The 19,336-nt window shown below is 70.8% G+C and carries 20 protein-coding genes and 1 pseudogene; 9 read left to right on the top strand and 12 right to left on the bottom strand.

Annotated elements, in window-relative coordinates:
* Nucleotides 1-56: 56 nt before the first annotated feature.
* From sbnB to OG625_RS19075, 3 genes and pseudogenes are all read right to left on the bottom strand, one after another.
* Nucleotides 57-1,133, bottom strand: coding sequence for a 2,3-diaminopropionate biosynthesis protein SbnB (sbnB, locus tag OG625_RS19085; protein ID WP_329382302.1), 1,077 nt, complete (start codon nt 1,131-1,133; stop codon nt 57-59).
* On the bottom strand, nt 1,126-2,136 hold the full coding sequence (gene sbnA / locus OG625_RS19080) for a 2,3-diaminopropionate biosynthesis protein SbnA (protein WP_329382300.1): 1,011 nt from the start codon (nt 2,134-2,136) through the stop codon (nt 1,126-1,128). The genes sbnB and sbnA overlap by 8 nt, the downstream gene beginning before the upstream one ends.
* Before the next feature lie 91 nt (nt 2,137-2,227).
* Nucleotides 2,228-2,365 (bottom strand): annotated as a pseudogene (locus tag OG625_RS19075) (cobalamin B12-binding domain-containing protein); the annotation flags it as partial.
* 406 nt (nt 2,366-2,771) lie between these two features.
* Here OG625_RS19075 and OG625_RS19070 point away from each other — a divergent pair.
* Together OG625_RS19070 and OG625_RS19065 are read left to right on the top strand one after the other, a co-directional pair.
* On the top strand, nt 2,772-3,185 hold the full coding sequence (locus tag OG625_RS19070) for a nuclear transport factor 2 family protein (RefSeq protein WP_329382298.1): 414 nt from the start codon (nt 2,772-2,774) through the stop codon (nt 3,183-3,185).
* Between the two features lie 47 nt (nt 3,186-3,232).
* Nucleotides 3,233-4,615, top strand: a complete 1,383-nt coding sequence (locus OG625_RS19065; RefSeq protein WP_329382296.1) for a serine hydrolase domain-containing protein — start codon at nt 3,233-3,235, stop codon at nt 4,613-4,615.
* 107 nt (nt 4,616-4,722) lie between these two features.
* On the opposite strand, the gene OG625_RS19060 is transcribed toward OG625_RS19065, so the two are convergent.
* Genes OG625_RS19060 through OG625_RS19050 form a run of 3 tightly spaced genes read right to left on the bottom strand, consistent with a single transcriptional unit; the run spans nt 4,723 to nt 7,344 of the window.
* Nucleotides 4,723-5,898: a winged helix DNA-binding domain-containing protein gene (locus OG625_RS19060; RefSeq protein WP_329382294.1), complete on the bottom strand. Its 1,176-nt coding sequence runs from the start codon at nt 5,896-5,898 to the stop codon at nt 4,723-4,725.
* Between the two features lie 57 nt (nt 5,899-5,955).
* Nucleotides 5,956-6,435: a GNAT family N-acetyltransferase gene (locus OG625_RS19055; protein ID WP_329382292.1), complete on the bottom strand. Its 480-nt coding sequence runs from the start codon at nt 6,433-6,435 to the stop codon at nt 5,956-5,958.
* A gap of 15 nt (nt 6,436-6,450) precedes the next feature.
* Nucleotides 6,451-7,344: a GNAT family N-acetyltransferase gene (locus OG625_RS19050; RefSeq protein ID WP_329382290.1), complete on the bottom strand. Its 894-nt coding sequence runs from the start codon at nt 7,342-7,344 to the stop codon at nt 6,451-6,453.
* 146 nt (nt 7,345-7,490) lie between these two features.
* Between OG625_RS19050 and OG625_RS19045 the strand changes: the two genes are divergently transcribed.
* Nucleotides 7,491-8,141, top strand: coding sequence for an HAD family hydrolase (locus OG625_RS19045; protein WP_329382288.1), 651 nt, complete (start codon nt 7,491-7,493; stop codon nt 8,139-8,141).
* Between the two features lie 144 nt (nt 8,142-8,285).
* A complete protein-coding gene (locus tag OG625_RS19040) occupies nt 8,286-9,473 on the top strand; it encodes a globin domain-containing protein (RefSeq protein WP_329382286.1) in 1,188 nt (395 codons plus the stop codon).
* Between the two features lie 72 nt (nt 9,474-9,545).
* Here the strand turns inward: OG625_RS19040 and OG625_RS19035 are convergent, their stop codons facing one another.
* From OG625_RS19035 to OG625_RS19015, 5 genes are all read right to left on the bottom strand, one after another.
* Nucleotides 9,546-10,025, bottom strand: coding sequence for an NUDIX hydrolase (locus tag OG625_RS19035; protein ID WP_329382284.1), 480 nt, complete (start codon nt 10,023-10,025; stop codon nt 9,546-9,548).
* Between the two features lie 59 nt (nt 10,026-10,084).
* Nucleotides 10,085-10,981 carry a LysR family transcriptional regulator gene (locus OG625_RS19030; RefSeq protein ID WP_329382282.1) on the bottom strand — a complete coding sequence of 299 codons (897 nt, stop codon included), beginning with the start codon at nt 10,979-10,981 and terminating at the stop codon, nt 10,085-10,087.
* A 192-nt stretch (nt 10,982-11,173) separates the two neighbouring features.
* A complete protein-coding gene (locus OG625_RS19025) occupies nt 11,174-12,337 on the bottom strand; it encodes a cystathionine gamma-lyase (protein WP_329382280.1) in 1,164 nt (387 codons plus the stop codon).
* Nucleotides 12,334-12,831 (bottom strand): low molecular weight protein-tyrosine-phosphatase, encoded by a 498-nt coding sequence (locus OG625_RS19020; protein WP_329382278.1) that lies wholly within the window; start codon nt 12,829-12,831, stop codon nt 12,334-12,336. The genes OG625_RS19025 and OG625_RS19020 overlap by 4 nt, the downstream gene beginning before the upstream one ends.
* Nucleotides 12,832-12,841: 10 nt before the next feature.
* On the bottom strand, nt 12,842-13,222 hold the full coding sequence (locus OG625_RS19015; protein ID WP_329382276.1) for a phage holin family protein: 381 nt from the start codon (nt 13,220-13,222) through the stop codon (nt 12,842-12,844).
* A gap of 89 nt (nt 13,223-13,311) precedes the next feature.
* Here OG625_RS19015 and OG625_RS19010 point away from each other — a divergent pair, with 89 nt between their 5' ends.
* The 4 genes from OG625_RS19010 (at nt 13,312) to OG625_RS18995 (ending at nt 15,605) form a co-directional block, all read left to right on the top strand.
* Nucleotides 13,312-13,629, top strand: a complete 318-nt coding sequence (locus OG625_RS19010; RefSeq protein ID WP_329382274.1) for a cupin domain-containing protein — start codon at nt 13,312-13,314, stop codon at nt 13,627-13,629.
* 169 nt (nt 13,630-13,798) lie between these two features.
* Nucleotides 13,799-14,029 carry a DUF5326 family protein gene (locus OG625_RS19005; RefSeq protein ID WP_329382272.1) on the top strand — a complete coding sequence of 77 codons (231 nt, stop codon included), beginning with the start codon at nt 13,799-13,801 and terminating at the stop codon, nt 14,027-14,029.
* Between the two features lie 291 nt (nt 14,030-14,320).
* The gene (locus tag OG625_RS19000) at nt 14,321-15,058 is read left to right on the top strand and encodes an IclR family transcriptional regulator (protein ID WP_329390773.1); all 738 of its coding nucleotides are present in this window, start codon (nt 14,321-14,323) and stop codon (nt 15,056-15,058) included.
* Nucleotides 15,059-15,155: 97 nt separating this feature from the next.
* Nucleotides 15,156-15,605 (top strand): SsgA family sporulation/cell division regulator, encoded by a 450-nt coding sequence (locus tag OG625_RS18995; protein ID WP_329382270.1) that lies wholly within the window; start codon nt 15,156-15,158, stop codon nt 15,603-15,605.
* A gap of 263 nt (nt 15,606-15,868) precedes the next feature.
* Here the strand turns inward: OG625_RS18995 and OG625_RS18990 are convergent, their stop codons facing one another.
* Nucleotides 15,869-17,260 carry a YibE/F family protein gene (locus OG625_RS18990; protein ID WP_329382268.1) on the bottom strand — a complete coding sequence of 464 codons (1,392 nt, stop codon included), beginning with the start codon at nt 17,258-17,260 and terminating at the stop codon, nt 15,869-15,871.
* A 213-nt stretch (nt 17,261-17,473) separates the two neighbouring features.
* Here OG625_RS18990 and thiC point away from each other — a divergent pair, with 213 nt between their 5' ends.
* Entirely contained in the window at nt 17,474-19,264 is a 1,791-nt protein-coding gene (gene thiC, locus OG625_RS18985; RefSeq protein WP_329382266.1) for a phosphomethylpyrimidine synthase ThiC, read from the top strand.
* Nucleotides 19,265-19,336 lie beyond the last annotated feature (72 nt).

Below are 19,336 nucleotides of genomic sequence, written 5' to 3'. Positions count from 1 at the left end.
CCACCATCTCCAAAGCCTCGTAGTTCACTCTTGACGGATGACCGGCGCCGGCCCGGTCAGACGGAGCTCGGCCAGCGCCGGGTCTCGCCGAAGAAGTCCGGCAGCTCGACGAGCAGGCCCTTGTCACGGGCGCACCGGTACAGGTCGTGGCCGACGGCGAGGTCGAGGACGCCGAGGCCGAACGGGGAGAAGACGGTGGCCCGTTCGGGGTCGAGGGCCACCGTCCCGTTGATTACGCCGGCGAGGGTGCCGGTGACGAACTCGCGGCCACCGCTGAGCTGTTCGGCCAGGTGGGGCGAGGTGTTGGCCTTCATGCAGTGCTCGACGTCGTCGAAGACGTTGTCGACCTCGAAGAGGATCTCGGGAGCCAGGTCGCGCAGGGAGATGTTGAGGACGAGCTGTCCGGGGCGGAACCGGGTGTCGGCCGGGACGTACGGCTCCGCGGCGGTGGTGGCGAGGACGACGAGGTCGCAGTCGAGGGCCTCGGCCAGGCCGGCCGGGACGGCCTCGGAGCCGTACCGCTCCCGCAGGTGGCAGGCGAGCGCCGTGGCGGAGGCGGCGTCGAGGTCGTGGCAGCGAACCTCGGTCAGCGGCACGTCCGCGGCGGCCAGGTAGCGGCAGATGGTCCGGGCGATCACGCCGCCGCCGACCACACCCACCGAGCGCGGCTTCCCGACGCCGAGGGTGGTCGCGGCCAGGGCCGCCGAGGCGGCCGTGCGGGCGGCGCTCACGGTTCCGGCCTCCATCACGGCGACGGGGTAGCCGGTGGCGAAGTCGTTGAGGACGAGGACGGCCGAGGCCCGGGGCAGCCCGGAGGCGACGTTGCCGGGGAAGCTGCCGATCCACTTCAGGCCGGCCATCTCCACGTCCCCGCCCAGGTAGGCGGGGAGGGCGATGATCCGGGCCTCCGGCTTCTGCGGGAAGCGCAGGAAGTAGCTGTCGGGGTTGACGCTGTCGCCGGCCTCGTGGGCCAGGTAGGCGCGCGCGACCCGGTCGATGGTCTCGCGCTCGCGGCCGTCGAGCAGCGTCACCACGTCCCGCCCGTTGAGCACGGAGAACGCGGGCACGACCGGCTCGGTGGCCGGGGCCTCTTCGGTGGCCGGGGTGGTCGGTGTGGTCGGGGACTCAGACATGGAGGGTTCCTTGGGAGACGGGGGACCGGGGGGAGCGGACGGGCCGGGCGGGTTCGAGCGCCCCGACCCCGAAGCGTTCGGCGACCCAGCGGTCGTCGTAGATCGAGTCGAGATAGCCGTCCCCCATGTCCGGGGAGATGGCCAGGACGCGGCTGCCGGGCGCGATCCGGTCGCGGAAGGAGTCCACGGCGGCCAGGACGGTGCCGGACGAGCCCCCGAGCAGCAGTCCGTACTCGCGGGCCACCCGGCGGCAGGCGCGGATGGTGTCCTCCTCGCCGATGACCGCCTTCAGGAAGGAGCCGTCGTCGTGGAAGATCTCGGGGCGCCGGCTCGCACCGAGGCCCGGCAGCAGCCGGCGGCCGGGTGGCCCGCCGAAGGTCACCGAGCCGAGGGCGTCGACGGCGACGACCGTGGTCGGCGCGCCCATGTTCCGCAGGTAGCGCACGCAGCCCATCAGGGTGCCGGAGGTGCCCGTGCCCACGAACAGCCAGTCGGGCAGCCCGAAGCCCTCGAAGATCTCCGGCCCGGTGTGGTTGACGTGGGCGTTCACGTTGGCGGGGTTGGTGTACTGGTTCAGCCACAGCAGCCGGGGGTCGGCGGCGACCCGGCGCCGGATCAGGTCGATGCGGGTCCGCAGGTAGCCGCCGGCGGCGTCCCGGTCCGTCACGACGACGAGATCGGCGCCCAGGGCCCGGACGTACTTCAGGCTGCGCGCGTTGGCGTTCGGGTCCGTCACCACGGTGAGCGGATATCCCCGGGCGGCGCAGATCGAGGCGAGGGCGATCCCGAGATTCCCCGAAGTCGATTCGATCAGCCGTGTGTCGGGCCCTATGAGGCCCTGCGCCTCCGCCGCGTCCACCATTTCCCGGGCGGCCTTCATCTTGATGGATCCGGCAGGGTTGAGCCCCTCCAATTTGACGAAGGTGTCGAAGGACGGAAGGAAATGCGGCAGTTCGAGGAAGGCGTTCCCACCGCTGGCATCGGAAACCCGCTCAGCTGTCACTTGTTCTCTCCAGGCTCGTGCTCGGCAGGTGCGGTCGCGGAGGACGACGACGGGCGGGGCCTCACAGCCGCGCGCCCGAGGGGAGGCGGTCATTGCCGGGTTCCTCTAGGAGCAATTGCAGGAACACGAGATTCCACGTGTGGGAATCGGACGCCATGCCCGAAACCGCGACCGTGCGACGTTCGCGCGGCCGGGTGTCGACTGTGCCGAATGCTGTGTCGGGTTCCATGCCTTTGATTTCTCTGGACGTCGGGAGCGAATCGACACACTAGGCACGCGAATCGGGGCCGCGCGGCAGTGCGCCCGGCAGCGTGTGGGCAGTTTCCGGCCGCCCCCCGAACCCCCTTTTGCGACGGCCCCGGAAACTGCCTCACCGCTGCCGCTCCTCCTGCCCGGCACCGCCCCCGGCCGCCCCTACGGTCGACCGAGGCGACGGCGCGAGGGACTGGGCGCGCACGACGGGGCTCGCGCGGCCACTGCCCTGGCCTTCGGCGGCCGGGCCGTCGAACCGCGCCTCTTGACCAGCGCCCTGGGCCAATGCGCCTCGGCCGAGCTGAACCACGAGGAGCTGTGGCCGGCCCTCGGCCGCTTCCCGGCCGCCTCCCGCACCCTGCCCCGCTCGTGAAGGACCGAGGATGACCGCCATCTCCCACGCCGGTGCGGACCTGTTCGCCGGCCATGCCGAGGACTCGCCCGAGGCGGCCGCCATCGCCCGCGTGATCCGTCACTTCGACCTGATCGACACGGGGGACGTGGCCTCGATGGTCTTTCTCTTCGCCCCGGACGCGATCTACCACCGGCCCGGCCACGAACCCTTCCTCGGCCGGTCCGGCATCCGGGACTTCTACACGCGGATCCGCCCGATCCGCTCCGGGCGGCACAGCCTGGAGACGGCCATCGCCCACGGCCGGAACGTCTCCGTTCACGGCGCCTTCCGGGGGGTCCTGCACGACGGCTCCCCGGTGGACCTGCGGTTCTCCGACTTCTTCGTCGTGGACGGGGAGGGCGCTTTCCTCCGCCGCGACACCTTCGTCTTCGCCCCGCACTGAACTGCGCATCACAGGACGCCCCGGGGCCCTGGGCCTACCATTCGATCATGGATGAGCGCTCTGAGGACCTGGAACTTCTCCCCGCTACCCGGCGCGCACTGAGGCACCGGCTCGCCGTCGCCCAGAGCGAGGGGCGGGCGCCGTCCGTCGTGGCGGCCGTGGTGCGGGGCGGGGAGGTGGTCTGGGAGGGATCCCGGACCTGTGTCGAGGGCCACGGACCGGACGGGGACGTCCAGTACCGGATCGGGTCGATCAGCAAGACCTTCACCGCCGTTCTCGTGCTGCGCCTGCGTGACGAGGGGCTGCTCACGCTCGCGGACCGGCTGGAGCAGCACCTGCCGGGGACCGGGGCCGGTGAGGTGACCATCGCCCAACTGCTGGCGCACACCGGTGGTCTGGCCGCGGAGACGCCCGGCCCGTGGTGGGAGCGCACGCCCGGTGACATGCGGCCCGAGCTGGCCGACGTACTCGGTGCGGAGCCGTTCAAGCACACGCCCGGCCGCCGGTTCCACTACTCCAACCCCGGGTACACGCTGCTCGGTTCGCTCGTCGAGGCGCTGCGCGGGAAGCCGTGGGAAGAGGTACTGCGCGCCGAAGTGCTGGAGCCGCTGGGGCTGAGCCGTACCAGTGGGTGGCCGCAGGCCCCGCACGCGGGCGGCTGGGCGGTGCATCCGTGGGCGGACGTGATGATGCCCGAGCCGCTGGAGGATCTGGGGCTGATGGCTCCGGCCGGTCAGCTGTGGTCCACCACCAGGGACTTGGCGCGGTTCGCGGACTTCCTGCTGCGCGGTGACGAGCGGGTACTGGGAGCGGAGACCGTACGGGAGATGCGGACGTCGGCCGCGCCCCCGGAGCCGGGCGCCGACCTCGGCTACGGCTGGGGCGTGCAGCTGGCGGCCGACGGCGCGCGCCGACTGGTGGGCCACAGCGGATCGCTGCCCGGTTTCGTCGCGGGGCTGTGGCTGAGCGAGGCGGACGACGTGGCGGCGGTGGTGCTCGCGAACTGCACCTCCGGGGTGCCTGCCTCGACGGTGGCCGCGGACCTCGTGGGGATCGTCGCGGAGGCCGAGCCGCGGATCCCGGAGCCGTGGCGGCCGTTCCTGGAGGCCGATCGGGTGGCGCTGGAGCTGTGCGGCCCCTGGTACTGGGGGACTTCGGCGCAGGTGGTGCGGCTGAAGGCGGACGGGTCGCTGGAGCTGGGGCCGGTGGGCGCGGCCGGGCGGTCGGCGCGGTTCCGGGCGGAGCCGGACGGCAGCTGGACGGGACTGTCCGGCTACTACGCGGGCGAGTCGCTGCGGGCGGTGCGTCGCGAGGACGGCTCGGTGAGCCACCTCGATCTCGCGTCCTTCGTGTTCACGCGGGAGCCGTACGACGCCGAGGCCCCGGTGCCCGGTGGGGTGGACCCGCAGGGCTGGCGGGGCATCGGCTGACGGGCCGGCGGCGGAACCGGCCGAGGGACCGGCCGAGGGACCGGCGGAGGGACCGGCGGCGGAACCGGCCGAGGGACCGGCCGAGGGACCGCTCGTTCGAGGGCGCCTCAGGCGACGAGCTCGCGCTCCAGCGGAGTGCGGAAGCGCGGGGTGATGCGGGCCTCCCCCACCCAGGCGGCGAGCCGGCCGGCCTCGGCGGTGATCGCCTCCTCGGCGGCCCGGCCCGGGCTGCCGAGCAGCCGCCAGACGACCTCTCCGTCGGCGCGCTGGGCCCAGCCGCCGACGACCTCCCCGTTCCACCACACGGTGGGGCCGATGTTGCCGGCGTAGTCGAAGAGGGCGCTCTTGTGCGCGGGGTCGAGGTGGAAGCCGCGGTCGGCCCAGCCCATGGCGGTGGGGTCGAGGCCGGGCAGGAAGGCGGCCCAGGGCTCGGTGGCCGGCTCGGGCGCGGTGTCACCGGGCCCGACGAGGGCGGTGGAGCCGTCGTCGAGGCGGACCTGCTCGGTCCCCACGGCGGCGAGTGCCTTGCGCACGTCGGTGAGGGTCCAGCCGGTCCACCACTTGAGGTCGGCCTCGGTGGCCGGGCCGTACGCGTGGAGCCAGCGCCGGGCGATCTCGGCGCGGGCCTCGGCGGCTGGTACGGCGGGCCACGGCTCGGTGTGGACCCAGCGGTACTGGCTGGAGGTCCAGGATCCGCGCGGGCGGTCACGGCGGATCCGGCCGTCGGCGGCGAGCAGGCGGATGACCCGGGTGGCGACGCCCGTCTCGGTCTCGTACTTCTTGCCGCGGCCGATGGTGATCTTCTGGCGCAGGGCCGGTACGGCCGCGGACAGCTGGCTGCCGGTGGACGGGCCGCGGGTGTCGAGTGCGTCGAGGGCGGCGGCTTCCGCCCCGGTCAGCCAGTCGGCGTCGAGGCCCTGGCCGTCCTCGTCGAGGTGTTTGAGGAGGGTGCGGCGCTCCTTGGCGGCGATCCCGCGGGCGGTGGAGGAGTCGACGTACGGGGCGAGTTCGGCGGACATGGCGAAGAGCGTGTTGCGCATGCTGAGCAGCCGCACGAGGCTGACGTCCTCGTAGAGCGCCCGCTCGATCGTGGCGGGGCCGCTGTCGGTCAGCCGGGCGCGGGCGGAGAGGAAGACGGTCGCGGCGTCGGTGGCGTGCAGGGCGACGACGGCGTCGGCGGCCTGGGACACGGTGGCGGTACGGGCGGAGGGGGCCAGCCGGTGGCGCCGGCCGAGCCGGTCGCGGCGCTCGGCAGTGGTGACGAGGGGGAGGCTCGGGCTCATCCTCCCGATCGTAGGCCGGGCCGCGGACAGTGCGGCCCGGCCTGCCGGTGCGCTCTGTCAGAGCTGCAGTTTGAACCCGACGTGGGAGGCGGCGAAGCCGAGCCGTTCGTAGAAGCGGTGCGCGTCGGTCCGGGTCGCGTCCGAGGTCAGCTGCACGAGGTCGCAGCCCTCGGCGCGGGACTTCTCGATGGCCCATTCGATGAAACGGGTGCCGAGGCCGCTGCCCCGCTCGTCGGCGTGGACGCGGACGCCTTCGATGATCGAGCGGGTGGATCCCTTGCGGGAGAGCCCGGGGACGACCGTCAGCTGGAGGGTGCCGACGACCCGGTCCGCGCGGACGGCGACGACCAGGTGCTGGTTCGGGTCGTCGGCCAGGCGCTTCAGGGCCGTGCGGTACGGGGTGAGGTCGTCCGGGGACTCGCGGGTGGCGCCGAGCGGGTCGTCGGCGAGCATGGCGACGATGGCGGGCAGATCGGCCTCGGTGGCCGGGCGGATGGACAGGCCGGAGAGGTCGGTCGGGTTCGGGGTGTCGGTCATGGTGCTCGTTCCTTGTCAGCCGGCGGCCACGGTGAGCGGTGCCCAGCGGCGGGTCCAGTCGCCGGGCAGCCCGGGGATGCCCCGGGTCATGACGGCGTTGAAAGCGATGGAGTCGAGGCCGCGGTCCTTGAGCCAGCCGAGCAGCTCCTCGTGGCGGACGTCGACATCGGTGCGCAGCGGGCGGTCGGTGCCCGAGGCGAGCGCGGTGATCAGGGACTGGGCGGTGCCGAGGTCGTGGGCGACCAGCGGGCCGATGACATGGGTCTCCATGTTGGGCCAGGCCGCCGCGTAGCCCGTGAGGGTGCCGTCGCCGGTGCGGTCCTCGGCGACGAGGAGTTGATCGGCGAAGGCGGGCAGCCGGGTGATCATGTGGGTGCGGTCGGTGCCGAAGACCTCGGCGTCCAGACGCAGGATGCGCTGGAGGTCCTCGGCGTTGGCCGGCCGGACCAGGGGTGTGCCGTAGGTGCCGGGGGCGCCGTCGGGGCGGAAGGTGCCCGTGAGCATCTCGGCGCGGCCGGTGGTGTCGAAGCCGAGTTCCTCGTAGAGGGGGCGGCCGTAGGGGGTGGCGTGCAGGGTGAGGGGGACGCCCTTGAGGACCTCGTCGCAGACGTGCTCCATCAGGCGGCGGCCCAGGCCCTGGCGGGCGTAGCGGTCGGCTACCAGGACCATCCCGATGGCGGCGAGCTCCGGTCCGGCGTGGGTGTGGCCGTACGGGGTGACGACGCAGGCTGCCGCGAGTCCCCGGCCATCGGGGGCGTCCACTCCGTAGCCGTTTCCGGCGGCGAGGAGGAGTCCCCATTTGTGGTCTTCGCGTGGCCAGCCGCGGTTCTCTGACAGGTCGGCGCAGCGGCGGAGATCGTCCACGCTCAGCGCCCGGATCGGCAGATCTGTGATGTGTGGTGGTGTCACCGGCCCAGACTGGATCATCGACAGGGGCCCGTCCAGAGGATTTGGGTCGATGTTTCACGTGAAACATCCCCCGCCCGCCGGGGAAACGGATCGATGTTTCACGTGAAACATCCCCCTGTGCTGCCGAGCCGCTAGCCTCGACGCCTATGACCCTCCTGCACCTCTTCGACCTCGACGGGACGCTGATGTACGGCTCGGCGGCGCCGGTCGAGATCTCCCGTCAGCTCGGCGTGAGCGCCGAGATCGCCGCGCTGGAGCGGTCCTTCGGTGCCGGCGAGATCGGGCCGCACCAGTTTTCGGTGGCGGCCCACGCGCTCTGGTCGGACCTGACGCCCGAGCACGTCCGGGCGGCGTTCGAGGGGGCTCCCTGGCTCGCGGGCATCCGGGACGTGTGGCGGGAGATCCGGGAGCGCGGGGACTACTGCGCGGTGATCTCCCTGTCGCCGTCCTTCTTCGTGGAGCTGCTGCTGGAGTGGGGCGCCCACGCCGCGCACGGTTCGGTCTTCCCGGAGGTGCCGTTCACCCGGCCCGTGGAGGAGGCGGGGATCCTGACGCCCGAGGGCAAGGTCATGGTGGCGGACCGGCTGTGCGAGAGGTTCGGGGTGGGCCGGGGCGACTGCGTCGCGTACGGGGATTCGATGACCGATGCCGTGCTCTTCGAGGCCGTGCCGGTCTCCGTGGCCGTCAACGCGCGACCCTTTCTCGCGGAGCGCGCGACCCACGTCTACCAGGGCAGGGACCTTCGAGAGGCATACCAGCTCGTAGGGGTGGCACGCCCGGGAGTTGAGGCATCTTAAGGGGAAAGTGGGTTCGAAACGCGGATTTTCCGCATTTCCCCGCAGGCCTCTGGGGGCTGCTGGCACGCTGTGAAGCCCGGAACCACGGATTCACAGGCCGTGGCGTGTGCAGACCCGACCGAGATGTTCGAAGCGAGGCACCGCATGGACGCTCCGCCCACCAGATCGGCCAGACGGGGAACGGCCCGGATACCCGGCGAGGGAGCGGAGCCCGAGGCCTCACCCGACGCCATGCTGATCCGCCGGACCCTCGCGGAGATCGCGCCCGTCGCCGACAGGGTGACCTCGTACTTCTACGCACTGGTGTTCACCGGGCATCCCGAGGTCCGCGGCATGTTCCCCGCCGCGATGGACGCGCAGCGGGACCGGCTGCTGAAGGCGCTGCTCACCGCCGCCGAGCACATCGACAATCCGGACGTGCTCGTGCCCTACCTGCGCCGGCTGGGCACCGGGCACCGCAAGTACGGCACCGTGGCCGGGCATTACCCCGTGGTCGGCGAGGCCCTGATCGGGGCGCTGGCCCGGTACGCGCACGAGACCTGGGGTCCGGAGACGGAGGCCGCCTGGGTGCGGGCGTACATCGCCATCTCCCAGATCATGATCGACGCGGCGGCGCAGGACGAGGTGAAGGCACCCGCGTGGTGGCAGGCGGAGGTGGTCTCCCACGATCTGCGCACCCCCGACATCGCGGTGCTGACGGTCCGCCCCGACCAGCCGTACGCCTTTGTGGCCGGCCAGTACGCGAGCCTGGAGACCCCCTGGTGGCCGCGGGTGTGGCGGCACTACTCCTTCGCCTCGGCGCCGCGCGCCGACGGGCTGCTGTCCTTCCACGTCAAGGCCGTTCCCGCCGGCTGGGTCTCCAACGCACTGGTGCGCCACGCACGCCCGGGGGACGTGCTGCGCCTGGGGCCGCCGGCCGGGTCGATGGTCGTCGACCACACCACGGACAACGGGATGCTGTGCCTGGGCGGCGGGACCGGCATCGCGCCGATCAAAGCGATGATCGAGGACGTGGCCGAGCACGGGGAGCGGCGGCCGGTGGAGGTGTTCTACGGGGCGCGCAGCGACCACGACCTCTACGACAAGGACACCCTGCTGGGGTTGCAGCGCACGCACCCGTGGCTGTCGGTGCGCCCGGTGGTCGGAGACGGCCTGGCCGGACAGCTGCCGCAGGCCATCGGTGAGCACGGGCCGTGGAGTTCGTACGACGCGTTCATCTCCGGGCCGCCCGCGATGATCCGCAACGGGGTGGACGAGCTCAAGCGGATAGGGATCCCCGACGAGCGGATCCGGCACGACGCGGTGGAGGAGCTGGCGGGCGTCGCGGGCTGACACCGGCGGGCAGTTCCCGCCGGCGTCGGCCCGGACCCGTTTCAGCCCGGTCCGTTTCGGCCGGGACCCGTTTCAGCCCAGGTCGGGAGCGTGCATGGCGCGGACCCCCTCGATGTTGCCGTCGAGGTAGTGCCGCAGGGACAGCGGGACGAGATGGACGGCGGCGATGCCGACGCGGCTGAAGGGCACGCGGACGATCTCGTACTCGCCCTCGGGCTCGTCGACTTCGGGTCCGTGCCGTTGGCTGGGGTCCATGGATTCGAGGTGGCAGACGAAGAAGTGCTGCACCTTCACGCCGGTCACTCCCCCGTCGGCGATGTGTTCGACGGTGTCGACGAAGCAGGGCACCACATCGGTGATCTTCGCGCCGAGTTCCTCGTGGACCTCCCGGTGGAGGGCGTCGACGACGGTGGCGTCCGAGGACTCCACTCCCCCGCCGGGGGTGAGCCAGTAGGGATCGACGCCGGGCTTGGTGCGCTTGATGAGGATCAGGTCGTCACCGTCGAGCAGGATCGCGCGGGCGGTGCGTTTGACCACGGGACGTTCGGTCATGGGAGAAGAGTGGCCCACGACTCCGCTTCTGAAACGCGCCAAGGGTCTCGAACGGGAGCTCACCAGTGCGCGGCGGCGTGAAACAGCAGCTCGTGGGCCCGGGCGAGATGGGCGAGGGCGAGACTGCCGGCCCGTACGACGAGGAACCAGGTGCGCAGCGGCGGCACCGCCGGCTCCGCCAGGGCCACGATCCGGCCGCTGTCGAGGGCGTCCTGGCACAGGTAGCGGGGAATCACGGCCAGTCCGGCTCCGGAGCGCACGCATTCCAGTACGGCGCGCAGATCGGGCACGACCACGGTGGCGGCGTGCTGGGGCGGTACCTCGAAGACGGTGGCCCAGTAGCGGGTGGCGAGGGGCAGGCTCTCGTGGACCTCGACGAGCGGGATGCCGTCGAGCGCGGCGGGACCCTCCTCGCGCAGCCGGTCCCGGTCGACGAGGGCGGCCCAGTAGGGCGCGGCCACCAGGACGTGCTCCTCGTCGCACAGGGCGGTGGCGGTGAAGAGCCCTCCGCGCGGGCGGGCGGTGGTGACGACGAGGTCGTGGTGGCCGGCGGCGAGGCCCTCGAGGGTCTCCTCGGCGCCGGTCAGCAGGGTGGCGCGCAGCGTGTGGCCCTGGCCGACCAGCGGTGCGAGGGCGGGCAGTACCCGCAGGCCCAGGAATTCGGGGGGTCCGGCGACGTGGAGGGTGCGTAACGCTCCGGTGGCCTCCCGCTCGGTCTCGGTGATCCGCAGCAGGGCGTCGAGGTGCGGGGCGGCCTTGTGGGCGAGTTCGTCGCCGACGGCGGTGGGGGTGACGCCGCGGGCGCGGCGGTGGAAGAGGGGGCGGCCCAGCTGCCGTTCGAGGGTGCGGATCTGTGAGGTGACGGCGGGTTGGGACAGTCCGAGGAGGGCGGCGGCTCGGGTGAAGGACCCGGCCCGGTGGACGGCGACGAAGGTGCGCAGCAGAGCAAGGTCCATGGCGGCACCTCGACCTCTCGGTGGGGGCCTTCAACTATAAATATGCGGATAGGCCCCTGTCGTTACCGTGATTGGACTCTGACGCTGAGTCAACTAGCCTTGTCGCGTGGTTCTCGGCGGTGGTTCTCCCCCGATGAACCGGGGCGGTCCGAGCCATGAGGGGGGAGGCTCGGACCGCTTTCCACGGCCCTCTCAGCTGCCGGAACCGGCCGATTCGAGGGCCCGCAGGACGTCCGCGATCAGGTCCTCGGTGTCCTCGGCGCCGGCGGAGAAGCGGATGAAGCCCTCCGGGACGGCGTCCCCGCCCCACCGTCCGCGCCGCTCGGCGGTGGACCGTACCGAGCCGAAGCTCGTGGCGTCCTCGACCAGATGAAGAGCGCTCATGAAGCGTTCCGCGTGCGCGCGGTCGGGCAGCGTGAAGGAGACGACCGAGCCGAAGCCGCGCATCTGGCGGGCGGCCGTCTTGTGGGAGGGGTCAGTGGCCAGGCCGGGGTAGCGCAGCCCGGTCACCTCGGTGCGGCCGGTCAGGGCCTCGGCCAGGGCCAGCGCGTTGGCCCACTGGCGCTGTGCGCGCAACTGGATGGTGGCCAGGGAGCGGTGGGCGAGCCAGGCCTCCATGGGGCCGGGGATCGCGCCGACGATCTTGCGCCAGCGGCGGACGAGGGCGGCGAGTTCGGCGTCCCGGCAGACCACGTAGCCGAGGAGCAGGTCGCCGTGGCCGGTGAGGCCCTTGGTGCCGCTGGCGACGGAGAAGTCCGCTCCGAGGTCCAGGGGCCGCTGGCCGAGCGGCGTGGCCAGGGTGTTGTCGACGGCGACCAGGGTCCCGCCGGCGTGCGCGGCGTCCACGAGGCGGCGTACGTCGCAGACGTCGAGCCCCGGGTTGGAGGGGGTCTCGATCCACAGCAGCCGGGCCCCGTCCAGGACGGTGAGTTGGGCCTCGTCGGCGGTCGGAGCGGTGCGCACGTGGATTCCGTACGCCTCCATCTGCTCGCGCAGCAGCGGCAGTGCCTGGTAGCCGTCGTCGGGCAGGACGACGGTGTCGCCGTGGCGTGCCTGCGAGAGGAGCACGGCGGAGACCGCGGCCATGCCGGAGGCGAAGACCACGGTGTGCGCGTCCTGGCCGGGGGCTTCCAGTTCCCCGATCGCCTGCTCCAGCAGGGTCCAGGTCGGGTTGGTGTCGCGGCCGTAGGTGTACGGGCCTTCGACGTCGCCGGGCAGATGGAAGTGGGCGGCGAAGGCCGGCCCGGGCAGGGTCGGCTCGTTCTTGACGGGCGCCGGCAGCCCGGCGCGGACGGCGAGGGTGCCGTCGCCGAGCCGGGCTGCCGGGGCGCTGCCCGTGGTTGGCTGCTCGTTCACGCGGTGTGCTCCTTCAGGGCCAGGGCTTCCCGTACGGTCTCCAGCAGGCCGGGGCTCGCCGCCTCGACGAGCTGAAGGCACTCCTCGAACCCGTCGAGCGACCCGTAGTAGGGGTCGGGTACGTCGCCCTCGGCGGCGGTGGCCGCCGGGTCGAAGGACCGCAGCAGCCTGACCTTGGCGGCGTCCTCGGGCGTGGGGGCGAGTGCCCGGAGGTCCCGGAGGTGTCCGGCGTCGAGTGCGACGACGAGGTCGAGTGCGGCGAACCAGGAAGACCGGAACTGCCGGGCCCGGTGGCCCTGCTCGTACCCGGCGGCCTGCAGGACGGAGACTGTGCGCGGGTCGGCCGGGTGGCCCTCGTGCCAGCCGCCGGTACCGGCACTGTCCACCTCGACCAGGGCGTCGAGTCCGGCCTCCGCGACGCGGGCGCGGAAGACGGACTCGGCCATGGGCGAGCGGCAGATGTTGCCCGTGCAGACGAAGCACACGCGGTACATGTGAGCCCGCTCAGTTCTTGTCGGGCAGGACCATGTTCACGGCCCAGCTGACGATGGAGATGATCAGAGCGCCGACGAGGGCGGTCCAGAAGCCGTCGACGTGGAAGCTGAGGTCGAACTGCTTGGCCAGCCAGGAGGTCAGCATCAGCATCAGGGCGTTCACGACGAGGGTGAACAGGCCCAGGGTGAGGATGAACAGCGGCAGCGAGAGCAGCTTCACCACGGGCTTGACGATGAAGTTGACCAGGCCGAAGACCAGCGCGACCAGCAGCAGGGTCACCGTCCGGCGGCCGAGGCTGCTGCCGTCGTCGAGGGTTATGCCGGCGAGCAGCCAGATGGCGACGGCGAGGGCTGCCGCGTTGGCGAGCGTCTTGACTACGAAATTCGTCATGTGTCTGATCGTGGCAGAGAAGATCCCGATGGGACATCCGCAGATCAGCGGATACCCGGGGACGACTGAACACAAGGGGAACAAGGACGATGAAAGCGTTCCGGCTGGACGAGCTCGAAGCGGAGCGGGCCGCCAACGACGGCGCCTATCTGCAGTTCCTGCGTGAGCGGAACATGTCGGTCGGGCTGTACGCACTCGACGCGGGTCAGAGCGACCCGCAGCAGCCGCACGGGCAGGACGAGGTGTACTTCGTGGTGAGCGGGAGGGCCTCGATCACGGTCGGGGAGGAGACGACGATGGTGGCGCGGGGCAGCGTGGTCTACGTCCCGGCGGGGGTCCCCCACAAGTTCCACCACATCACCGAGGACCTGAAGGTGATGGTGGTGTTCTCCCCGCCGGAGGGCTGAGCGGCCCACCGGGGTCTCAGGGTCGAAGGGCCGATCCGGCGGTCGGCCCCTAGGGGGCGGATCAGGGGACTCCGGGGGCTCGCGGCCCCCCGCGGGCATCCGTCGGCTCCTAGCATCGGGAGCAGGAAGTCACGGAAGTGGACGAGGAAGAGGAAGAGGTCGAGGAGACATGGACGGGATCCGAGAGACGTTCGCGGGCATGCCCTGGTGGGTCAAGTGGGTCGCCGTTCCGCTGCTGGTGCTGTTCGTCTTCGGCGGCGTGATCACCAGCATCCTGGGCGTGCTGATCAGCGTCGTCTTCAAGCTGCTCGTCTTCGCCGGCCTCGTCGGCGCCCTGATCTTCGTCGTCAAGAAGGTTGGCGGCCGGGGCGGTTCGAAGTCCTCGTCCACCGAGTGGTAGAAGTATGCGGACGGAACGCTTCCGCGATTGCGCCAGGTGAGGGAACGTGACGCGGTAAACCGCTCACACGCCGGGAATCGGCGGATAGAGTGGCAATCTGTGCCGTTCCCTGGGCACCGAAAGCCGGTTCCGCCGCCCTGACCTGCGGTTATGTCAAGTAGCCGCCGAGTACGCCCCCCAGGATCGATGGCATGTGCGGGGGCGGCCCCCGCAGGGCGGGCCTCCCCAAAGGCCCGCCGCCACGCCTGGGGGTGAGCTTTGTCTTCGGTTCACAATGCCGGTGTGCCGACTCTGATCGGTTCGGTGCAGAGGGCGCTGAGGCTCCTCGAAGCAGTGGGATCCCATAGCGAGGGAGCCCCGGCGAAACAGCTGGCACGCGAAGCCGGGCTCCCGCTTCCCACCGCGTACCACCTGCTGCGCACCCTCACGCACGAGGGATACCTCCGCAGAGAGAGTGGAGTGTTCGTCCTGGGCGACGCCGCCGGACGGCTCGCCGATGGCGGACTTCAGCAGAAACGTCGCAGCATGATCCTCGACTCCCTCGCGCACTTCCGCGACGCGGTCGGGGCCCCCGTCTACTTCGCGGTCTACCGCGAGGGTGAGATCGAGGTCGTGGGTGTTTCGGACACCCCGGCGAACCCGGCCTGCGAGGAGTGGGCCGACTTCCGGGAGACGGGCCACGCGCACGCCATCGGGCAGTGCCTGCTCGGACAGCTCGACGACGAGGCCCGCCGGGAGTACTACGACCGCCACCCGGTCGAGGCCATCACCCCTTATACCGTGCGGGATCTGCGCTCCCTGGAGAACCGGATCGGGGCGCTCGGCCGAATGCAGCCAGTGACCGAACGCCAGGAATATGCCCTCGGCACAGTCTGCGCCGCCATCCCCATCACTGCGGGCGATACCGCGGCAACCATGGCGATTTCTCTCCCTCTGCACCACGAAGAACGATTGCTGTGTGCGGTCGATCGGCTACGGAGTGAAGTAGGCGCGCTGTTGAGCACCCTCTCGTTCTCTATCAGTATCTGAAAACTCACTCCTTGTGATCTGCTAGCGCTTCCACCACTCTTGTCAAGAGGGCCTTGGGGGATCATTCCTGGCCACTTCCACTACAGCGGGGTAGGCAATGCGCGAGTCGGTACAGGCAGAGGTCATGATGAGCTTCCTCGTTTCCGAGGAGCTCTCGTTCCGGATTCCGGTGGAACTCCGGTACGACGCTCGTGACCCCTACGCAGTCCGCCTGACCTTCCACCTTCCCGGAGACGCGCCCGTGACCTGGGCGTTCGGCCGGGAGCTTCTCCTCGACGGCATCAACAAGCCGTGCGGTGACGGCGATGTGCACATCGCCCCCACCGATCCAGAGGAACTGTCCGATGTCCACATCAGGCTCCAGGTCGGTGCCGACCGAGCCCTGTTCCGCGCCAGCGCGGCACCGCTCGTCGCGTTCCTCGACCGGACCGACCGGATCGTTCCGCTCGGTCAGGAGCGGAACCTGGGTGATTTCGAGGAGAACCTTGACGAGGCGCTCGGCAAGATCCTCGCGGAGTCCAAGCAGAACGAACAGAACGCGGGCTGAAGCACCATCACCGCACAACGGCAGCATCAGCAGTACAGGCAGTACAGGCAGTACAGGCAGTACAGGCAGTACAGGCAGCACCAGCAGTGCAGGCAACACCGGCGTCCGCTGACCAACGGACGACCCCGACCATGAGGACCGCCTCAGCGTGCCGACGCGCTGAGCGCCACGTCCCACCGACTTTCACCGGTCCGCACGGCACGCGACCTGACCAGCCGCGTCCGCCGACGTACCCTGCGTTCCCGTCGTCCGGGAACCTCCATTCAGCGCTTGCGCCGCCGGCCCCGGCCGCCGCGGACCGGCCCCGAGGCCGGCGAGGCGACCGGGGATCCCGGCCGGTCGGCCGAAACGACCAGTGCGGCCAGCGCCGTGGTCACCGGGACCGAGGCCACGAGCCCGATCGAGCCCACGAGAGTCCGTACGATCTCCACCGCGACCAGCTCGCTGTTGGCCACGGACCCCATGCTGCTGTTCGCGATCGAGAACAGCAGGAGCAGCGGCAGCGCGGCACCCGCGTAGGCCAGTACGAGCGTGTTGACCACCGACGCGATGTGGTCGCGGCCGATCCGGATCGCCGCCCGGTACAGGCCGCGCGGGCCCATCGACGGGTCGGCCTGGTGGAGTTCCCAGACCGCCGAGGTCTGGGTGACCGTCACGTCGTCGAGTACACCCAGGGATCCGATGATCACACTGGCGAGCAGCAAACCGCTCATGTCGATGTCCGGATAGAGCCCGTGGATCAGGCCGGTGTTGTCGTCGGTGTTGCCGCTGAGGGACGCCCAGTCGATGAACAGCGAGCCCAGCAGCCCGATCAGCAGCAGCGAGATGAGCGTGCCGAGGGCGGCGACCGAGGTCCGGGCCGTCAGACCGTGGCACAGGTACAGGGAGATCAGCATGATGGCGCTCGCGCCGATGACGGCGACGAGCAGTGGATTCGAGCCCTGCAGGATGGCCGGGAGGATGAAGAGGGTCAGCACGCCGAAGCTGATGACCAGCGCGATCAGTGCGAACAGCCCGCGCATCCGCCCTACGATCACGACCGCGACGGCGAAGATGCCGGCCAGCACTGCCAACGGGAACTTTCGGTTCACGTCGATGACCGAGTACTGGAGGTCGCGCGGGGCGTCCGGCGCGTAGGCCACCACCACCTCCTGGCCCTTCTCCAGCTGCCGTGGCGCACCCGGCTGGACGACCTCCACGAAGGTCCGGCCCTTGTCCGAGCCGGTGCCGACCTCGACGGTGGCCTTCTTGCACTCCCCCGTCTGCGCGGCCTGTGCCTCGCGCCCCTCGGGGGTGGACGTGTCGCCCGTCGGTGGCACCTGGGCGGCGTTCACGGATTTGCAGTCGACACGTTCCAGTGAGATGACCGTGCCCTGCTGCGTCTGCCGGTCGAAACCGACCCCCGTGCGCTCGTGGGCAGGGGCGCCGCCCGGCCAGAGCACCGCCATGCCGACGAAGACGGCGGTGGCGAAGGGGATCAGTACGGCCGCGATGACCTTGCGCAGGTGCTTCGAGACGGGGGCCGCCGGACCATGGCCATGGCTGTGCCCGTGGCCGGCTCCGTGACCGGCTCCGTGACCGGGACCTGAGTGCTCGTGGCCGGTGTGGCCATGGGGCTCTGTGGGCTCGTTGGGGGGCTGCGGCGAGGACGTCACCGGCAGATCATCGCAAGAGATGAGGGGGGCCCACTGTTCAGCACGCCATGGATGACGCTAGCGTGGGGGCTACTTTGCACAACGCGGGAGCTCGGAGCACCGGGCTGAGAGGGCGCTGATCACCGTACGCGCAGCACAGATGCGTACGGGAAGAGGCTGCGTCGACCGCCGAACCTGTTACCGGGTAATGCCGGCGTAGGGAGATCAGGTCTCATGACCATTCAGGACGACGCACGCACGCCTGCCGTCAGCCAGGGCACCGACGGCCAGACCGAGCGCCAGCCCGGCTGGCACAAGGGATACCTGGCGGGCTCCCGCCCCGACATCCGGGTGCCGGTCCGGCAGGTCCACCTCACCACCGGCAAGGACGTGACGCTCTACGACACGTCCGGTCCGTACACCGACCCGCAGATCGAGACCGACGTGCGCCGGGGCCTCGCCCCGCTCCGCGAGAACTGGATCATCGGCCGCGGCGACACCGAGGAGTACGCGGGCCGCCCCGTGCGCCCCGAGGACGACGGCATCAAGCACACCTCGCCGCGCGGCGGGCTCAAGAACCTCGACGCGGTCTTCCCGGGCCGCCCCCGCCAGCCCCGCCGGGGCCGTAACGGCGCCGCCGTCACGCAGCTCGCGTACGCCCGCCGGGGCGAGATCACCCCGGAGATGGAGTACGTCGCGATCCGCGAGAACGTCTCCCCCGAGGTCGTTCGCGAGGAGATCGCCGCAGGTCGCGCGGTGCTTCCGGCCAACGTGAACCACCCCGAGATCGAGCCGATGATCATCGGCAAGCGGTTCCTGGTGAAGGTCAACGCCAACATCGGCAACTCGGCCGTCACCTCCTCCATCGAGGAGGAGGTCGACAAGATGACCTGGGCGACCAAGTGGGGCGCCGACACGGTCATGGACCTCTCCACCGGCCGCAACATCCACACCACCCGCGAGTGGGTCCTGCGCAACTCCCCCGTGCCGATCGGCACCGTGCCGCTCTACCAGGCACTGGAGAAGGTCGACGGCCGCGCCGAGGACCTGACCTGGGAGATCTACAAGGACACGGTCATCGAGCAGGCCGAGCAGGGCGTCGACTACATGACGGTCCACGCCGGCGTGCTGCTCCCGTACGTGCCGCTGACCGCCCGCCGCAAGACCGGCATCGTCTCGCGCGGTGGCTCGATCATGGCCGCGTGGTGCCTGGCGCACCACAAGGAGAACTTCCTCTACACGAACTTCGAGGAGCTCTGCGAGATCCTCGCGACGTACGACGTCACGTACTCGCTCGGCGACGGCCTGCGCCCCGGCTCCATCGCGGACGCCAACGACGCCGCGCAGTTCGCGGAGCTGAAGACGCTGGGCGAGCTCAACACCATCGCCAAGCGCCACAACGTCCAGACCATGATCGAGGGCCCGGGCCACGTCCCGATGCACAAGATCAAGGAGAACATCGACCTCCAGCAGGAGATCTGCGAGGAGGCGCCGTTCTACACGCTCGGCCCGCTGACCACGGACGTCGCGCCCGCGTACGACCACATCACCTCGGGCATCGGCGCCGCGATGATCGCCTGGTGGGGCACCGCGATGCTCTGCTACGTGACGCCCAAGGAGCACCTGGGCCTGCCCAACCGGGACGACGTGAAGACCGGCGTCATCACGTACAAGATCGCGGCGCACGCCGCTGACCTGGCCAAGGGCCACCCGGGCGCCCAGGAATGGGACGACGCCCTGTCGGACGCGCGGTTCGAGTTCCGCTGGGAGGACCAGTTCAACCTGGCCCTCGACCCGGACACGGCCCGCTCGTTCCACGACGAGACCCTTCCCGCCGAGCCGGCCAAGACCGCGCACTTCTGCTCCATGTGCGGTCCGAAGTTCTGCTCGATGAAGATCTCGCAGGACATCCGCCGTGAGCACGGCGGTGACCTGAAGGCCGATGAGATCCAGGCGGGCATGGCGGAGAAGTCCGCCGAGTTCGCGGCTTCCGGCAACCGCGTCTACCTGCCGCTGGCCGACTGACCGGACCTGAGACGTGGACGGGCCCGCGACCCTTGGGGGGAGTCGCGGGCCCGTTCGCTTTGCCGGTGCGCG

The organism is Streptomyces sp. NBC_01351 (assembly GCF_036237315.1).
In the GTDB taxonomy this organism is placed as follows: Bacteria; Actinomycetota; Actinomycetes; order Streptomycetales; family Streptomycetaceae; genus Streptomyces.
This window is presented reverse-complemented; position numbering and strand designations above follow the sequence as displayed.

Excerpts from the sequence above, each read along its gene's own strand:
- sbnB (WP_329382302.1), bottom strand. The coding sequence starts at position 1,133 with ATGTCTGAGTCCCCGACCACACCGACCACCCCGGCCACCGAAGAGGCC.
- OG625_RS19070 (WP_329382298.1), top strand. The coding sequence starts at position 2,772 with ATGACCGCCATCTCCCACGCCGGTGCGGACCTGTTCGCCGGCCATGCC.
- OG625_RS19065 (WP_329382296.1), top strand. The coding sequence starts at position 3,233 with ATGGATGAGCGCTCTGAGGACCTGGAACTTCTCCCCGCTACCCGGCGC.
- OG625_RS19060 (WP_329382294.1), bottom strand. The coding sequence starts at position 5,898 with ATGAGCCCGAGCCTCCCCCTCGTCACCACTGCCGAGCGCCGCGACCGG.
- OG625_RS19055 (WP_329382292.1), bottom strand. The coding sequence starts at position 6,435 with ATGACCGACACCCCGAACCCGACCGACCTCTCCGGCCTGTCCATCCGC.
- OG625_RS19045 (WP_329382288.1), top strand. The coding sequence starts at position 7,491 with ATGACCCTCCTGCACCTCTTCGACCTCGACGGGACGCTGATGTACGGC.
- OG625_RS19040 (WP_329382286.1), top strand. The coding sequence starts at position 8,286 with ATGGACGCTCCGCCCACCAGATCGGCCAGACGGGGAACGGCCCGGATA.
- OG625_RS19035 (WP_329382284.1), bottom strand. The coding sequence starts at position 10,025 with ATGACCGAACGTCCCGTGGTCAAACGCACCGCCCGCGCGATCCTGCTC.
- OG625_RS19030 (WP_329382282.1), bottom strand. The coding sequence starts at position 10,981 with ATGGACCTTGCTCTGCTGCGCACCTTCGTCGCCGTCCACCGGGCCGGG.
- OG625_RS19020 (WP_329382278.1), bottom strand. The coding sequence starts at position 12,831 with ATGTACCGCGTGTGCTTCGTCTGCACGGGCAACATCTGCCGCTCGCCC.
- OG625_RS19015 (WP_329382276.1), bottom strand. The coding sequence starts at position 13,222 with ATGACGAATTTCGTAGTCAAGACGCTCGCCAACGCGGCAGCCCTCGCC.
- OG625_RS19010 (WP_329382274.1), top strand. The coding sequence starts at position 13,312 with ATGAAAGCGTTCCGGCTGGACGAGCTCGAAGCGGAGCGGGCCGCCAAC.
- OG625_RS19005 (WP_329382272.1), top strand. The coding sequence starts at position 13,799 with ATGGACGGGATCCGAGAGACGTTCGCGGGCATGCCCTGGTGGGTCAAG.
- OG625_RS18995 (WP_329382270.1), top strand. The coding sequence starts at position 15,156 with ATGCGCGAGTCGGTACAGGCAGAGGTCATGATGAGCTTCCTCGTTTCC.
- thiC (WP_329382266.1), top strand. The coding sequence starts at position 17,474 with ATGACCATTCAGGACGACGCACGCACGCCTGCCGTCAGCCAGGGCACC.